At 63.6% G+C, this 15,590-nt stretch carries 18 protein-coding genes; 3 read left to right on the top strand and 15 right to left on the bottom strand.

Going from position 1 to position 15,590, the window contains the following annotated elements; all coding sequences use genetic code 11:
- Positions 1-15 precede the first annotated feature (15 nt).
- The 12 genes from nuoK to VCS63_RS09455 form a co-directional block, all read right to left on the bottom strand.
- Positions 16-324 carry an NADH-quinone oxidoreductase subunit NuoK gene (gene nuoK, locus VCS63_RS09510; protein WP_006217969.1) on the bottom strand — a complete coding sequence of 103 codons (309 nt, stop codon included), beginning with the start codon at positions 322-324 and terminating at the stop codon, positions 16-18.
- Positions 321-971 carry an NADH-quinone oxidoreductase subunit J gene (locus VCS63_RS09505; protein WP_042796784.1) on the bottom strand — a complete coding sequence of 217 codons (651 nt, stop codon included), beginning with the start codon at positions 969-971 and terminating at the stop codon, positions 321-323. Before VCS63_RS09505 ends, nuoK begins: the two co-directional genes overlap by 4 nt.
- Positions 972-988: 17 nt before the next feature.
- Positions 989-1,477 carry an NADH-quinone oxidoreductase subunit NuoI gene (nuoI, locus tag VCS63_RS09500; protein WP_323879444.1) on the bottom strand — a complete coding sequence of 163 codons (489 nt, stop codon included), beginning with the start codon at positions 1,475-1,477 and terminating at the stop codon, positions 989-991.
- A gap of 21 nt (positions 1,478-1,498) precedes the next feature.
- Positions 1,499-2,572, bottom strand: a complete 1,074-nt coding sequence (nuoH, locus tag VCS63_RS09495) for an NADH-quinone oxidoreductase subunit NuoH (protein WP_042796782.1) — start codon at positions 2,570-2,572, stop codon at positions 1,499-1,501.
- Complete coding sequence (gene nuoG / locus VCS63_RS09490) at positions 2,572-4,899, bottom strand: NADH-quinone oxidoreductase subunit NuoG (protein ID WP_104654043.1); 2,328 nt, start codon at positions 4,897-4,899, stop codon at positions 2,572-2,574. The genes nuoH and nuoG overlap by 1 nt, the downstream gene beginning before the upstream one ends.
- 15 nt (positions 4,900-4,914) lie before the next feature.
- Positions 4,915-6,282 (bottom strand): NADH-quinone oxidoreductase subunit NuoF, encoded by a 1,368-nt coding sequence (gene nuoF / locus VCS63_RS09485; protein WP_042796779.1) that lies wholly within the window; start codon positions 6,280-6,282, stop codon positions 4,915-4,917.
- Positions 6,279-6,773 (bottom strand): NADH-quinone oxidoreductase subunit NuoE, encoded by a 495-nt coding sequence (nuoE, locus tag VCS63_RS09480; protein WP_042796778.1) that lies wholly within the window; start codon positions 6,771-6,773, stop codon positions 6,279-6,281. Before nuoE ends, nuoF begins: the two co-directional genes overlap by 4 nt.
- A 47-nt stretch (positions 6,774-6,820) precedes the next feature.
- The gene (locus VCS63_RS09475; protein ID WP_063642045.1) at positions 6,821-8,077 is read right to left on the bottom strand and encodes an NADH-quinone oxidoreductase subunit D; all 1,257 of its coding nucleotides are present in this window, start codon (positions 8,075-8,077) and stop codon (positions 6,821-6,823) included.
- A gap of 3 nt (positions 8,078-8,080) precedes the next feature.
- The gene (locus VCS63_RS09470; protein WP_042796777.1) at positions 8,081-8,707 is read right to left on the bottom strand and encodes an NADH-quinone oxidoreductase subunit C; all 627 of its coding nucleotides are present in this window, start codon (positions 8,705-8,707) and stop codon (positions 8,081-8,083) included.
- Between the two features lie 75 nt (positions 8,708-8,782).
- The gene (locus VCS63_RS09465; protein ID WP_006217960.1) at positions 8,783-9,259 is read right to left on the bottom strand and encodes a NuoB/complex I 20 kDa subunit family protein; all 477 of its coding nucleotides are present in this window, start codon (positions 9,257-9,259) and stop codon (positions 8,783-8,785) included.
- Between the two features lie 39 nt (positions 9,260-9,298).
- On the bottom strand, positions 9,299-9,658 hold the full coding sequence (locus VCS63_RS09460) for an NADH-quinone oxidoreductase subunit A (protein WP_006217959.1): 360 nt from the start codon (positions 9,656-9,658) through the stop codon (positions 9,299-9,301).
- A 290-nt stretch (positions 9,659-9,948) separates the two neighbouring features.
- Complete coding sequence (locus VCS63_RS09455) at positions 9,949-11,061, bottom strand: porin (protein ID WP_063959860.1); 1,113 nt, start codon at positions 11,059-11,061, stop codon at positions 9,949-9,951.
- Positions 11,062-11,539: 478 nt separating this feature from the next.
- On the opposite strand from VCS63_RS09455, the gene VCS63_RS09450 reads away from it, so the two are divergent.
- The 3 genes from VCS63_RS09450 to VCS63_RS09440 are packed head-to-tail and all read left to right on the top strand — an operon-like array spanning position 11,540 to position 13,028.
- Positions 11,540-12,154 (top strand): TetR/AcrR family transcriptional regulator, encoded by a 615-nt coding sequence (locus VCS63_RS09450; protein WP_042797607.1) that lies wholly within the window; start codon positions 11,540-11,542, stop codon positions 12,152-12,154.
- Entirely contained in the window at positions 12,151-12,594 is a 444-nt protein-coding gene (locus tag VCS63_RS09445) for a PaaI family thioesterase (protein WP_042796775.1), read from the top strand. The genes VCS63_RS09450 and VCS63_RS09445 overlap by 4 nt, the downstream gene beginning before the upstream one ends.
- A complete protein-coding gene (locus VCS63_RS09440) occupies positions 12,591-13,028 on the top strand; it encodes an NAD(P)-binding domain-containing protein (RefSeq protein WP_042796774.1) in 438 nt (145 codons plus the stop codon). The genes VCS63_RS09445 and VCS63_RS09440 overlap by 4 nt, the downstream gene beginning before the upstream one ends.
- Here the strand turns inward: VCS63_RS09440 and VCS63_RS09435 are convergent.
- Genes VCS63_RS09435 through VCS63_RS09425 form a run of 3 tightly spaced genes read right to left on the bottom strand, consistent with a single transcriptional unit; the run spans position 12,999 to position 15,559 of the window.
- Positions 12,999-13,766: a phosphatase PAP2 family protein gene (locus VCS63_RS09435; protein WP_063642046.1), complete on the bottom strand. Its 768-nt coding sequence runs from the start codon at positions 13,764-13,766 to the stop codon at positions 12,999-13,001. The genes VCS63_RS09440 and VCS63_RS09435 overlap by 30 nt on opposite strands.
- Positions 13,767-13,805: 39 nt before the next feature.
- A complete protein-coding gene (locus VCS63_RS09430) occupies positions 13,806-14,588 on the bottom strand; it encodes a metallophosphoesterase family protein (protein ID WP_063642047.1) in 783 nt (260 codons plus the stop codon).
- Entirely contained in the window at positions 14,585-15,559 is a 975-nt protein-coding gene (locus VCS63_RS09425; protein WP_042797606.1) for a diacylglycerol/lipid kinase family protein, read from the bottom strand. The genes VCS63_RS09430 and VCS63_RS09425 overlap by 4 nt, the downstream gene beginning before the upstream one ends.
- Between the last annotated feature and the right edge of the window lie 31 nt (positions 15,560-15,590).

The raw sequence follows: 15,590 nt of genomic DNA, 5'->3' as shown, positions 1-15,590 counted from the left end.
TCTTCCAATACCCCGTCAGCCCTTCAGGCGATCGAGTTCGTCAACGTTGATCGTGTTCAGGTTGCGGAACAGCAGCACCAGGATGGCCAGGCCGATCGCCGCTTCGGCAGCGGCCACGGTCAGGATGAAGAACACGAACACCTGGCCGGCGGTGTCGCCGAACCAGCTGGAGAACGCCACGAAGTTCATGTTGACGGCCAGGAGCACCAGCTCGATGGACATCAGGAGAATGATCAGGTTGCGGCGGTTCAGGAAGATGCCGAAGATCCCGATGGCGAACAGGATCGCCCCGAGGATCAGGTAGTGGGCCAGCGTCAGCGTCATTTTTGTTCTCCTTGGGGCGCGGCGGCGGTCGGAGCGCCGTTCTGCGCCTGGGCACGCTCGCTCTGGGCGGGCATGCTCACCATGCGGTAACGGTCCTTCGAGCGCACGCGGACGGCGGCCACCGGGTCGTTGTACTTCACGTCGCGGCGGCGGCGCAGGGTCAGCGCGATGGCGGCAACCATGCCCACCAGCAGCAGCGCGGCGCCCACTTCAATCGCGTAGATGTACTGGGTGTACATGGCCTCGCCCAGCGCGCGGGCGTTGTTGTAGTCGCCGGCGACGGGGGCTTGCGGGCCAGCGCCGTACCAGGTCGAACCCAGCACGAAGGCCATCTCCAGCACCATGACCAGGCCAATCACCAGGCCCAGCGGCAGGTAGGTCTTCAGGCCCTGGCGCAAGGCATCCATGCGGATGTCGAGCATCATCACGACGAAGAGGAAGAGCACCATCACGGCGCCCACGTATACCAGCACTAGCAGCAGCGCAAGGAACTCGGCGCCAAGCAGCATCCAGAGCATGGCTGCGTTGACGAACGCCAGGATCAGGTGCAGGACTGCGGTAACCGGGCTGCGCGCGGTGATCACGCGGAACGCCGCGATCACCAGCACCGCGGCCAGTATGTAAAACAGGACAGTGGTAAAAGTCATGGATCAGGTCCTGGGCTTCAACGGTAGGGAGCGTCTTCGGCCCGGCGACGGGCGATTTCGGCTTCGTAGCGGTCGCCCACGGCGAGCAGCATGTCTTTGGTGAAATACAGGTCGCCGCGCTTTTCACCGTGGTATTCGTGGATGTGCGTTTCCACGATGGAGTCCACGGGGCAGCTTTCCTCACAGAAGCCGCAGAAAATGCACTTGGTCAGGTCGATGTCGTAGCGCGTGGTCCGGCGGGTGCCGTCGTCACGCTGGTCCGACTCGATCGTGATCGCCAGCGCGGGACACACGGCTTCGCACAGCTTGCACGCGATGCAACGCTCTTCCCCGTTGGGGTAGCGGCGCAGCGCGTGCAGGCCGCGGAAACGCGGCGACGCAGGCGTCTTTTCCTGGGGGTAGCGCAAGGTGACCTTGCGCTTGAAGAAATACTTGCCCGTCAGGCGCATGCCCTTGAGCAACTCGGTCAGCATCAGGCTGCCGAAGAAATCCTTGATCGCTTCCATATCCTGCCTCTGCCTGGCGGCTTAGCGCCAAATGTTCCAGGGCGTCTGCATCCAGATCGCCACCACGACCAGCCAAACGCCGGTCAGCGGGATGAAGATTTTCCAACCCAAGCGCATGATCTGGTCATAGCGGTAACGCGGGAACGACGCGCGGAACCACACGAACAACGAGACCACGACGAACGTCTTGAGACCCAGCCAGATCCAACCCGGAATCCAGGTCAGCGGCGCGATGTCGATCGGGGAAGCCCAGCCGCCCAGGAACATGATCGAGGCCATGCAGGACAACAGGATCATGTTGGCGTATTCGCCCAGGAAGAACAGCGCGAACGCCATGCCCGAGTATTCGACCATGTGGCCGGCCACGATTTCCGATTCGCCTTCGACCACGTCGAACGGGTGGCGGTTGGTTTCGGCCACGGCCGAAATCACGTAGATGACGAACAACGGCAAGAGCGGCAGCCAGTTCCAGGAGAGGAACGTCAGGCCCTTGTCGGCGAACCAGCCGCGATTCTGCACGTGCACGATCTCGGACATGTTCAGGCTGCCCGACACCAGCAGCACCGTCACCAGAACGAAGCCGATGGCCAGTTCGTACGACAGCATCTGCGCCGAAGCGCGCAACGCGCCCAGGAAGGCGTACTTGGAGTTGGACGCCCAGCCCGCGACGATCACGCCGTACACGCCCACGGACGTGATGGCCATGATGTACAGCAGGCCGGCGTTGACGTTGGCCAGGACCACGTCGGGACCGAACGGCACCACCGCCCAGGCCGCCAGGGCCGGCATCAGCGTGACCACCGGGGCCACGATGAACAGGACCTTGTTGGCCTGCGTCGGAACCACCACTTCCTTGGTCAACAGCTTGAACACGTCGGCAAACGGCTGCAGCAGCCCCTTGAAACCTACGCGGTTCGGACCCATGCGCACGTGCATGGCGCCGATCATCTTGCGTTCCCAGTACGTAAGGTAAGCCACGCACAGGATGATGGGCACGGCGATGATCACAATCTTGATGAGGGTCCAGAGGACCATCCAGACCGTCGGGCCCAGCAATGCCGTACCCTGGCTCTCAAGAACATTAAGCCATTCCATCAGGCACGCTCCACGCTGATTTGACCGAATGCGCCACCCAGGGCCGCGGTGTTTTCAAAGGCTGCGGAGATGCGCACGGCGCGGTCGGCCACGGCATCGTCCTGCACGGTTTCGAGTTCGACGGCGCCCTGCCCGCTCGACACGCGCACCTTGACCCCGGCCGTCAGGCCCAGGCTGGTGAGCGTGCGGCCGTTCATGGCGGCAGCCGGCTTCTTGGAGGCCGGGGCCGCTTGCAGCGGCTCCGAACGGCGAACCATGGCGTCGGTGCGGTAGATCGGCACGTCGGCGACACGCTCCAGGCCGCTGGCGACCTGACCCAGGCCCAGCGGAGCCTTGATCTCGTTGGACAGGCGGCCTTCGATGCCGCCAGCCAGCACGGCGTCGCGCACGGACTCGGAGGTTTCATCGTCAAAGCCGGCCAGGTGCAGGACGTTGCCCAGCACGCGCAGGACCTTCCAGCCCGGACGGGTCTGGCCAAACGGCGTGACCGTGCCCTTGAAGCTCTGGGGCAGGCCTTGCGCGTTGACGAAAGTGCCCGAGGTTTCGGTGAACGGCGACACCGGCAGCATGACGTCCGCCCACTCGGCCGCGGCCGAACGGTAAGGCGTCAAGGCCACGGCGAACTGCGCGCCGCGCAGCGCGGCGATGGCTTGCTGGCCGTTGTCGGCATCCAGGAGCGGCTCGGCGTGCAGGACCACGTAGGCCTTCAGCGGCTCGGCCAGCATGGCGGCGGCATTCTTGCCGCCCTTGCCCGGGATGGCGCCAGCCAGGTAACCGCCAACGGTGTTGCCGCCGGAGGTCAGGAAACCGAACTTGCCACCGGCCAATTCAGCTACGGCGCGGCCGTTGGCGGCCAGCGTCGAGGCCTGGGCGCTGGCCACGGCCAGGTTGCCCATCAGCACGGCAGTATTGGCGCCGGAAGCCAGGCTGGCGGCGATGAGCTTGGCGTTTTCGCCGGGGACGACCGAGGAGAACTCGGCCGGGACGGCCTGTTCCTTGGCCTGGGCCAGGGCGACGGCCACTTCGGCCAGCGCGCGCGCCAGCTCGGACGGGGCCACGGTAATGCGGGCGGCCACGGGCATCAGCGGATCGTCGGCAGCGCTGTCGACCATCAGGATCTGGGTGCCGCGCTTGGCGGCCTGGCGCAGGCGCTGCGCCATCAGCGGATGGTCCTTGCGCAGGAAAGAACCCACGACCAGGACGCGGTCCAGGTTGTCGAGCTCGGCGATAGGCATGCCCAGCCAGGGCGCGCCCGTCAGGGCGGCGTCAAAGGCCGGATCCGTCTGGCGCAGGCGGAAATCGATGTTCTCGGAACCCAGCGAGCGGACCAGGCGGCCCAGCAGCGCGTATTCCTCGGTGGTGGCGTATTCGGACGCCAGCGCGCCGATCTGGCCGGCGCCGAAGCTGTCGCGCACGCGGGACAGGCCCTGGGCGACAGCGGCCAGCGCATCGCTCCAGGAGGCTTCCTGCCACTTGCCATCGGTGCCCTTGATCATCGGAGCCGACAGGCGGTCTTCGCTGTTCAGGCCTTCGTACGAGAAGCGGTCGCGGTCGCTGATCCAGCATTCGTTGACGGCCTCGTCTTCGAACGGAACCACGCGCATGACGCGGTCGCCCTTGACCTGCACCACCAGGTTGGCGCCCAGGCTGTCGTGCGGGCTGACCGAACGGCGGCGAGCCAGTTCCCAGGTACGCGCGCTGTAGCGGAAGGGCTTGGAGGTCAGCGCGCCCACCGGACAGATGTCGATCATGTTGCCCGACAATTCGGACTCGATCGAGCGGCCGACGAAGGTCGTGATCTCGGAGTGCTCGCCACGGCCCAGCATGCCCAGTTCCATGACGCCGGCGATTTCCTGGCCGAAGCGCACGCAGCGGGTGCAGTGGATGCAGCGGCTCATTTCCTCGGCGGAAACCAGCGGACCCAGGTCCTTGTGGAACACCACGCGCTTTTCTTCCTGGTAACGCGAGGAAGAACCGCCGTAGCCCACGGCCAGATCCTGCAGCTGGCATTCGCCGCCCTGATCGCAGATCGGGCAGTCGAGCGGGTGATTGATGAGCAAGAATTCCATCACCGACTTCTGAGCGGCGCGGGCCTTCTCGGAGCAGGTGTGGACGACCATGCCGTTGGTCACGGGCGTGGCGCAGGCGGGCAGCGCCTTGGGCGCCTTTTCCACTTCAACCAGGCACATGCGGCAATTGGCCGCGATGGACAGTTTCTTGTGGTAGCAGAAATGCGGCACGTAAAGCCCGACTTTCTGGGCGGCATGCATCACCATGCTGCCTTCGGGCACTTCGACCTTGTTGCCGTCGACGGTTAGTTCAACCATTGCTGTTCCTGAGACCTACAGATATTGCGGGACCACACAAGACTTATGCTCGATGTGGTGCGCGAATTCGTCGCGAAAATGCTTGAGGAAGCCACGGACGGGCATGGCGGCGGCGTCACCCAGGGCGCAGATGGTGCGGCCCATGATGTTGCCTGCCACGTTGTCCAGCAAGTCCAGATCTTCCGGACGGCCGTGACCGTTTTCGATGCGATGCACCATGCGGTAGAGCCAGCCGGTGCCTTCGCGGCACGGCGTGCACTGGCCGCAGCTTTCCTCGAAATAGAAGTACGACAGGCGCAAGAGCGACTTCACCATGCAACGCGTTTCGTCCATGACGATCACGGCGCCCGAACCCAGCATCGAGCCGGCCTTGGCGATGGAGTCATAGTCCATCGTGCATTCCATGATGATGTCGGCCGGCAGCACCGGGGCGCTCGAACCGCCGGGGATCACGGCCTTCAGCTTCTTGCCGCCGCGCATGCCGCCCGCCAGCTCCAGGAGCTTCGAGAACGGCGTGCCCAGCGGGATCTCGTAGTTGCCGGGACGCTCGACGTCGCCGGTGATCGAGAACAGCTTGGTGCCGCCGTTGTTCGGCTTGCCGACTTCGAGGTAGGCCTGGCCGCCATTGCGGATGATCCAGGGCACCGCCGCGAACGTTTCGGTATTGTTGATGGTGGTGGGCTTGCCGTACAGGCCGAAGCTTGCCGGGAACGGCGGCTTGAAGCGCGGCTGGCCTTTCTTGCCTTCCAGCGATTCCAGCAGCGCGGTTTCCTCGCCGCAGATGTAGGCGCCATAGCCATGGAAGGCGTGCAGCTGGAAGCTGAAGTCCGAACCGAACAGCTTGTCACCCAGAAAGCCCGCGGCGCGCGCTTCTTCCAGCGCTTCTTCGAAACGCTCGTAGACTTCGAAGATTTCGCCGTGGATGTAGTTGTAGCCGACGCTGATGCCCATGGCATAGGCCGCGATCGCCATGCCTTCAATCACGATGTGCGGATTGAAACGCAGGATGTCGCGGTCCTTGAACGTACCGGGTTCGCCTTCGTCCGAGTTGCAGACGAGGTACTTCTGGCCCGGGAAGGCGCGCGGCATGAAGCTCCACTTCAGGCCGGTCGGGAAGCCCGCGCCGCCGCGGCCGCGCAGACCGGACGCCTTGACCTCGGCGATCACGTCTTCCGGCTTCATGCCGGTGGTCAGGATTTTCTTCAGGGCTTCGTAGCCGCCACGCTTGACGTAGTCGGCCAGGCGCCAGTTGGCGCCGTCGACGTCGGCCAAGATCTGCGGCTGGATGTGCCGGCCATGCAGGCACATCGAATTAGACAGGTCGTTCAGCGGGTTGGGGTCCAGCCCCTGCGCGAACTGCTTGTACAGGTCGGGCGCGTTCATGCCGACTCTCCTTGCACCTTGAGGGCGGCGACCAGCGCGTCCAGCTTCTCTTCGGTCATGCGCACGCACATATGCTTGTTGTTCACGATCAGCACCGGCGAATCGCCGCAGGCGCCCATGCACTCCCCTTCCACCAGCGTGAACTGGCCGTCAGGGGTGGTGCCGCGGTAATCGACACCCAGCTTGCGCTTAAGGTATTCGCCAGCACGTTCGCCGTCGCGCAATGCACAGGGCAGGTTCGTGCAGACGGCGATTTTGTTCTTGCCGACGGGCTTGACGTCGAACATGTTGTAGAAGGTGGCGACTTCCTGGACCGCGATGGGCGGAACGCCAATGTAGTTGGCCACATCTTCGATGATTTCGGTAGCCAACCAGCCCTTCTCTTCTTGCGCGATGGCAAGCGAGGCCATGATGGCGGACTGCCGCTGGTCGGCCGGGAACTTCGCGAGTTCTCGGTCGATTTTCTGGTAGGCCTGTTCGGAAAGCAGCATAGTTTGAATCCGGGTTATGCGGGCGTGCTCGTGACTGTCTGGACGGATCAGCGATCGATCTCGCCGAAAACGATGTCCTGCGTGCCAATGATGGTGACGGCGTCGGCGATCATGTGACCGCGCGACATTTCATCCAGCGATTGCAGGTGGACAAAGCCGGGGGCCCGAATCTTCAGGCGGTAAGGCTTGTTGGCACCGTCGGACACCGCGTAGATGCCGAACTCGCCCTTGGGGTGTTCCACCGAGGCGTACGCTTCACCGGGAGGCACGTGGAAACCTTCAGTGAAGAGCTTGAAGTGATGGATCAGCTCTTCCATGTTGGTCTTCATGGCGGTGCGCTTGGGCGGTGCGATCTTGTGGTTCTCGATCATGACCGGGCCCGGATTGTTGCGCAGCCATTCCACGCACTGGCGGATGATGCGGTTGCTTTCACGCATTTCGGCGATACGGACCAGGTAGCGGTCATAGCAGTCGCCGTTGACACCCACGGGGATGTCAAAATCGAGCAGATCGTAGACTTCGTAGGGCTGCATCTTGCGCAGGTCCCAGGCCACGCCCGAGCCGCGCAGCATCGGGCCGGTGAAGCCCAGCGCCTTGGCGCGTTCGGGATCGACCACGCCGATGCCCACCAGACGCTGTTTCCAGATGCGGTTGTCGGTCAGGAGGGTTTCGTACTCGTCGACACAACCCGGGAAGCGGTTGGTGAAGTCTTCGATGAAATCCAGGAGCGAACCCGAACGCGCGTCGTTCATCGCGCGCACTTCCTTGTCGCCGCGGTACTTGCTGGTGTCGCCGTATTGCGGCATCGAATCCGGCAGGTCGCGGTAGACGCCGCCCGGACGATAGTACGCCGCGTGCATGCGCGCGCCCGAGACCGCTTCGTAGCAGTCCATCAGGTCTTCGCGTTCACGGAAGGCATACAGGAACACCGCCATGGCGCCCACGTCCAGCGCGTGCGAACCCAGCGACATCAGGTGGTTCAACAGACGGGTGATCTCGTCGAACATCACGCGGATGTATTGCGCGCGCAGCGGGGCTTCGACGCCCAGCAGCTTCTCGATGGCCATGACGTAGGCGTGCTCGTTGCACATCATGGACACGTAGTCCAGGCGGTCCATGTAGGGCAGCGCCTGGATGTAGGTCTTGTGTTCGGCCAGCTTTTCGGTGGCACGGTGCAGCAGGCCGATGTGCGGATCGGCGCGCTGGATCACTTCGCCGTCAAGCTCGAGCACCAGGCGCAGCACGCCGTGCGCGGCCGGGTGCTGAGGGCCGAAGTTGAGCGTGTAGTTCTTGATTTCTGCCATGATTTAACGCCCCAAGCCGTAGGAGTCTTCGCGGACCACGCGCGGAGTGATCTCGCGCGGATCGATCGTGACCGGCTGGTAAATGACGCGCCGCTGTTCGGGGTCGTAGCGCATTTCGACGGTACCGGACAGCGGGAAGTCCTTGCGGAAGGGATGGCCGATGAAGCCATAGTCGGTGAGGATGCGGCGCAGGTCCGGGTGGCCTTCGAAGACGATGCCGTACAGGTCGAAGGCTTCGCGCTCGAACCAGCCCACGGCCGGCCAGCATTCCATCAGCGACGCAACCATGGGGAACTCGTCGTCCTCGGCCCAGGTGCGCACGCGCAGGCGCCAGTTGTTCTCGATGGAGAGCAGGTGCGCGACCACGGCGAAACGCGAGCGGTGGACCTTGGCGCTGGTTTCCTCGGGCAGCTGGCGCGTGCCGTTGCCCCAGGTCAGGTAGTCGACGCCACAGAGGTCGATACAGGTTTCAAAGCGCAGGCCGGCTTCGGTGCGCAGCTTGTTGCAGACGGAGAACCACTGTTGGGCGGGCACTTCGAGCGTCAGCTCGCCCAACGCCTCGGTCAGCGCGATATCCGCGCCGAGGGTGGTCTGCAAATTGTTTTTCAGGGTTTCGAGCCTGGTCATCATCTTGTACGCTTAGGTGAACCGATACGCTGGTTTCGCGGCGCCGGCCGCAGGAACTGCGGCCTGGCGAGGCGAAGCTCAGCGCGCAATCGTGTTGGTCAGACGGATCTTGTTCTGCATTTGCAGCAAGCCGTAGACCAGCGCCTCGGCCGTGGGCGGGCAGCCTGGCACGTAGACGTCTACCGGTACGATGCGATCGCAGCCACGGACCACCGAATACGAATAGTGGTAGTAACCGCCGCCGTTGGCACAGGAGCCCATGGAAACCACCCAACGCGGCTCGGGCATCTGGTCATAGACCTTGCGCAGCGCCGGGGCCATCTTGTTGCACAGCGTGCCGGCCACGATCATCAGATCGGACTGACGCGGGCTGGGCCGGAAGATGATGCCGAATTGGTCCAGGTCGTAGCGGGCCGCGCCCGCGTGCATCATTTCGACCGCGCAACAGGCCAGACCGAAGGTCATGGGCCACATGGAGCCGGTCTTCGCCCAGTTAAGGAACTTGTCGGCGCTGGTTGTGATGAACCCTTGCTTGAGAATGCCGTCTATAGCCATATTCGTCTCTGATAGCGTGCTGAAGAAAAACCCGGCGGGTTATTCCCAATCCAGCGCGCCCTTTTTCCATTCGTAGATGAAGCCGACCGTCAGCACGGCCAGGAAAACCATGACCGTCCAGAAACCGACGAGACCGACCGTACCTTGGGCAATAGCCCAAGGGAACAGAAACGCGATTTCTAGGTCGAAAAGAATGAACAGAATCGCCACAAGGTAGTAGCGCACGTCAAACTTCATGCGAGCGTCTTCGAAGGCCTCGAAACCGCATTCGTACGGCGAGAGCTTCTCGGCGTAAGGACGCCGCGGGCCAAGGAGGGAGCCGGCCGTTAGAAGCGCGAACCCGATAAGGGTGGCCACTACGATAAACAGCAGGACGGGAAAATACTGTTGCAGGTTCATTCAGGCGTCCGTCAAATGCGCAAACCTTAGGATTGTAGCATTCGCGCGGTTACTTCTGGCTGAACTCTGTAGCTCGAACAGCAGGCGAAAGACAGCATTCCTCTAATGGAACAATGGCTGCTTTCAGCACCGGTGCGCAAGCATACCGCAGTCCGCCAACGTCCGCACAAACCCACGTAAAAACACAGGCGCAAAAACGAAAAAAACCACCCATGAGGGTGGTTTATACGAACGGGCCGAAGCCCGTTCGTGCACTTTAAATCCAGGCAGAGCTTGCGCCCTGCTTTGGATTAGAAGCGGTGACGGATACCGACGCCGACGGCGGTCGACTTGACGTCTTCGATGAAGGCGTAGTTCTTGGCGTACGAACCGTAAGCGTACAGGTTGGTGCGCTTGGACAGGTCGTAGGTGTAGCCCAGCGAGAAGACGTTCATCGTCTCGTCAGCACCGTTGATACGGTCGTTGCTGGGGTCAACCATTTGCCACGAACCGAACAGCTTGCTTGCGCCGCCGATCGGGGCAGACAGGCCGACCATGTACGAGTTGGCCTTGAAGCCGTCAGCAAAGATGTTGTTGCCGAAGTTCAGGGTACCAGCGTTGGTGCTCGTGCCTTGGCCAGCGAACCAGCCGTCGGTCGTGCGAGCGTAGGCCAGAGCCAGCTTCACGACTTCGAAGTCATACGAACCGCCGATGGCGTACATACGCGGGGTAGCGTCGGTCAGAGCGGTCGGCAGCTTGTTCGAAGCGTTCAGCTGATCGTACGAGAAAGCGACGTTCAGCGGGCCGTTGACGTAGCGCAGACCGGTGGTGATGGCGCGGGTGTTGTCAGCAGTGCGGAAGCCCGATTGAGCGCCGTTGTTGTCGTCAGCGTTGAACGAGTAGCCAACGCCGAACTGGAAGCCGCTGAACGACGGGGTCTGATACATGACCATGTTGTCGTAGCGTTGCGTGTTGGCAGCGCTCATCGAAACGCCGATGTTAGCTTGACCGAAGCCAGCGCCGAACGGGTCGATCGAGCCGAAGTACTTCGACGCGATGTTGGTTTGGCGACCGAAGTCCAGTTGGCCCCAGCTGTCGCTGGCCAGACCGATGGTGGCTTGACGACCGAACAGGCGGCCGCCTTGAGCGGAGTTGCCGTTACCGGAGTTGAAGCCCGATTCCAGTTGGAAAACAGCGCGCAGGCCGTCACCCAGGTCTTCCGAACCACGCAGACCCCAGCGCGAACCGTTCTGGACGCCGTTGATCATGCCGAAACGGCTGCCGTTGATGGCATCGGGACCGCCGCTGATCTTGTTGTAGCCGAGGCCCGTGTCGATGATACCGTACAGGGTGACAGACGTTTCTGCCTGGGCGACACCGGCAAAACCGGCGAGCAGGGCGGCAGCGAGCAGAGTCTTTTTCATTTAAGAAATCTCCGTTGATTTGAGTGACAAGAGCAGCAATCCAGCAAACCAGCCTGCCGCCCCCCTAACTCCGCGAAGGGAAGTTGACGCTATTGCATCAAAAATCAGGGGGGCTGGCTATGGTCGGCGCCAGAAAAGTGCAGGTTTACGACAGCCTTGTTGGGATATTGCAACAACTCTTGGAGGCCCCGGGCGATCGCACTAGGGCTTACCCTTGGTTTTGAGGCCAAGCACCTATTCATGCGACTTTCAGCCCTGCCCCCAATTATTCGGATGAGCTGGATACCATCCCAAGCGGCAAATTTCGGACCATTTCCGGTGCCATTTGGGCATGGCCGCAGCGCAGGACGCAGCACCGCAACCCCGCTTTCCCCCTGACGACGACGGATGGGCCGGAAGCCGTCCGCGCATTTTGATAACGTTGTTATTTATAAAAATCGCCGATATGATCGAATCGTCGATTTCAGCGTTCATCCCCATGCCTACGCCCTCCTCCCGCACCGACCGGTCCGAACGCCTGAACGCGCTGCGCCGCCAACTCGTTCTTGACGCCGCCCAGCGCGTATTCGAGCGAGACGGCCTGGAAAAGACCACGATCCGCGCGATCGCCAAGGAGGCGGGTTGCACCACCGGGGCGATCTATCCCTGGTTTGCCGGCAAGGAAACCATCTATGGGGCGCTGCTGGAGGAATCGCTGGAACGCCTGCACGCCCATCTGTCCGAGGCCGCGACCGGCGGCGCCGGAGCATCGGCCGCGCGCAATGCGATCAACGCGTTCTTCGGCTACTACGCAGAACGGCGAACCGATTTTTCCCTGGGCATGTACCTGTTCCAGGGGCTGGGGCCACGCGGCCTGGGCCGTGAAATGGACGAAAGGCTCAACGCCCGCCTGCGCCAGTGCATCGATCTGCTGGGCCTGGCGCTGGCACGGACCAAATCCTGGGAGGCGGCGGTGATTGCCGTCGAGCAGATGAATCTCTTCACGTACCTGATGGGACTGTTGCTGCTGCTGCATACCCGCCGCCTGAAGTCCCTGGGCCAGCATGCGCAAGCGCTGCTGGACAATTATTGCCTCGCCCTGGAGCAACGATGACCGCAACCGACCTGGACACCCCGGCCGACGCCCCCCTGATCAGCCTGACGGACTTCCACATCCTGCTGGCCGACCAGCATCCCTTTTCCTTGCTGCTGGGCATAGACGTGCTGCGCATTGGCCGCGGCACCGCGCGCGCCGTGCTGCCCGCCCGCGATGCCCACCAGCGGCTGGGAGGCATCGTCGCCGGTCCGATGCTCATGGGGCTGGCCGACCTGACCATGTACGCCGCGGTGGTGGGCGCCACCGGGCAGGCGCACGCGGTAACTGCCAGCCTGACGATCAACTTCCTGCGCAAGAGCCCCGCAGGCGCCATCTATGCCGACGCCCGGCTGCTGAAAGTGGGCCGGCTTTCCGCGGGTGAGGTGATCCTCACCGGCGAAGGCTCGGACGAACCCTTGGCCCATATCGTGAGCACGTGGTCGGTGCCCAAGCCATGAGCATGCGAGTCAGCATCGTCGGCATGGGCAGGACCGGCACGCTGGCCGCGCAACGTCTGCTGGCGGCCGAGCCGGACATCGCACTGACCCTCTACGACATAGAACCCGGACGCTGCGAGGACTTCCGCGGCACCGCCACGCTAGCGACTTCGGCCCGCGAGGCGCTGGAGGAATCGGACACCATCGTGCTGGCATTGCCACGCGAGCGTGAGATCGACCGCACGCTGGAGCGCTTCAGCGACGGCAATGTAACGGCGCCGGTGGCGGGCAAACTGATCGTGGACCTGGAGCCCCCGTGCGCCGAGCGCGCGCGCAGCCTGGACCAGGCCATTGTTGCTGCGGGCGGCCGCTATACCTGCGCGCCTTTGCAAACGAGCGCCGATGCCCCCGGCGCGGAAGCGCGTTTACTGAATGCGCTGGCGCGGGTCGCATGATGCGCGCAGCCGCTGCGCCGCCGCCACGCACAACGCCAGCCAGGCCAGGCTGACCGCGAAGCCCGCCAGCACGTCGCTGGCAAAATGGACCTGCAGCAGGATGCGGCTGAGTCCGATCGCCATGATGAGCGCCGCCAGCAGCGCGATGCCGGGCAGCCGCCAGGAAGGCGGCGCCAAACGCCACAGCAGATAGCAGGCCATGCCATAGACCGCCATCGCCGCCGACGAATGGCCGCTTGGAAAACTCCACCCCGCGGCGCTGGCATAGCCATGATCGTGCTCGGGGCGGACCCGTTCGAACGCATGCTTGAGCAGCCAATTGAGGGCCCCGCCCACGCCGGTGGCGACCGCGCACACCAGCGCCAGCCGCCAGTCGCCGCGCCACAACAGGAACAGCGTCATCAGCACGCTGACGCCCGTCAGGAATTTCCGGTCGCCCAGGTAAGTGAACCAGGACAGCAGCCACAGCAACGGCGTCGACATGGACATGCTCAGGGAACTGGCCAGGGCCCTGTCGAAGGCGACCACTACCCCTTCGCTTTCTATCGCGAAAGCCAGGACCAGAAAGAGCGCCAGCGCGGCGCACGTGCCCGTCATGAAGAAGATCGCGCGGCGGCGGCCGGGCAACCCCAGGCCGCAGCGCGCGAAGACGTACGCCGCCGCGCCCGCCAGCAACGGCAGCGCGAGAAATAGCTGCAAGGCATGCGCCGCAGCCCACGCCGCAAAGGCATCCGTCATGAAAAAGCGCCCGTCACGATGAAGTTCCCACCCCTCTCATTACAGCCCGACCTGCGTCCTGTCCACCGGTGCAAAAGCATGCGCCCCGGCGGCGTAGTCCCAGCGCTCGACATGGCAAGCGCCCTGTTCCTCGCGGGTAATGACATTGACCGAATTGGGTATGTTGCCGCGCACACGGCGCGAGCAGGTCGTCCCCGCCTGGACGATCCAGCCACGAGAGGGAGCGGAAGGATCGAGCGGCAGCACATAGGGCAGATGGATGTGTCCACCCAGGATGAGGTCGACGCCTGCCTGCGTCCAGGCCGCCAGCGCACGCTCGCGCCCGTTCAGCAAATTGGACAGATCGGACTCCACTTTGGCACGCACGGGATGGTGGGCCACCACGATGCGCAACTGTCCCGGCTTGGCTTGGCGCAGCCGCTCCGCGACCCGGGCGATCTGGCCGTCCGATATCTCGCCGTCCTTGCGCCGGCGCGGACGCGTGGTGTTGACGCCGATGGCGAGCAGGCCGGCGTTCTCGTACACGGGTTCGAGCACCGGCCCCAAGGCCCGCTTGTAGTTGCCGTAGGGGTTCAGCGCGCGGGCGAACACATTGAACAAGGGAATGTCGTGATTGCCCGGCACCGTCAGCACCGGCAACGACAGGCGTTCGATGAATTTGCGGGCGGCTGCAAATTGGCCGCGCCGCGCGCGTTGGGTGATGTCGCCGCTGAGAACCACCAGATCGGGCGCAAGGCTGCGGGCCAGGTCCAGCGCGGCCTCGACGACGGGTTTGCGTTCAGTGCCGAAGTGGGTATCGGAAAAATGCAGGATACGGGTCATGAACGGTCCAGATATTGCGAGTCCGCCGGCACCACCAGCGGCAGCCGTTCCTCGGCCACTTTGAATTCCAGCGGCGTATCCATCCAGGAGATTTCGCCGTCCATCGCCACCTTGACCCGCCGGCGTCCGCGCACCGCTACCGTCAGCCGGTCGAAGGCAAAGCTAACCACGTGTTCAGCCTCGCCCAACCTGCTGAACAGGCCGCGCAGGAGCAGGCCGTACAACGCCAGCGTGCCGACCGGCCTTGCAGCCATGGCAATCAGCCGGTTCTGATCCAGTTCGGCGCAATCAATGCCGATGTGTTCCAGTTGAAGCTTGTTGTTGCCCACCACCAGCGTAGGCGAACGCAGGTTGCGGGCCTGCCCGCCGTGATCCAGGAGCAGGCTCAACTGGCGCGGCGCGCGCAGCAGGGTCACCAGACCCGACCATAGCGCCACCAGCCGGCTGCGGCCGTACTTCTGCTTGTAGGCTTCGCGGTCCTCGAGCAGTTGCGGGTACAGGCCAAGGCTGGCATTGACCAGGAACAGCCGGCCGTTGAGCATGCCGACCTGCACCGGCCTGGGCTGTCCCAGCAGGAAGCCGCGCAAGGCGACCTCGGTGTCTTGTGAGATGCCGTAGCTGCGCCCGAAATAATTGAATGTTCCCTGGGGCAGGATGCCAAAAGGCACCCCTTTGCCCAGCACCACGCTGGCGACGGCATTGAGCGTGCCATCGCCGCCCGCCGCGATGACCACGCCCTGCCTCTCCTGCGCGAGCGCGACCGCCGCCTCGGCGGTGTCCGTCAGGCGCGACGGATCTTGCACGGGCATCAGTTCGTAGTGGCGCCCCGCCTCGTCGAGAATGCGGCGGATCGTGTCCTGCAGGATCTGCGCGTCGCCGCGCCCCGATCCTGTATTGAGGACGATGAAAAGGGGTTCTTGTCCCGTCAGGGAGCGGACAGTTGCTGCCGGGTTCTGCTGGGGTAGCGTCATGCGACAAACATACCCCATGCCGGCAAAGCGC

This window comes from Achromobacter sp. D10 (assembly GCF_035282245.1).
Classification (GTDB): domain Bacteria; phylum Pseudomonadota; class Gammaproteobacteria; order Burkholderiales; family Burkholderiaceae_B; genus Achromobacter; species Achromobacter insolitus.
Note: the sequence above shows the minus strand (reverse complement) of the source record. Positions and strands in the feature narration are given on the sequence as shown.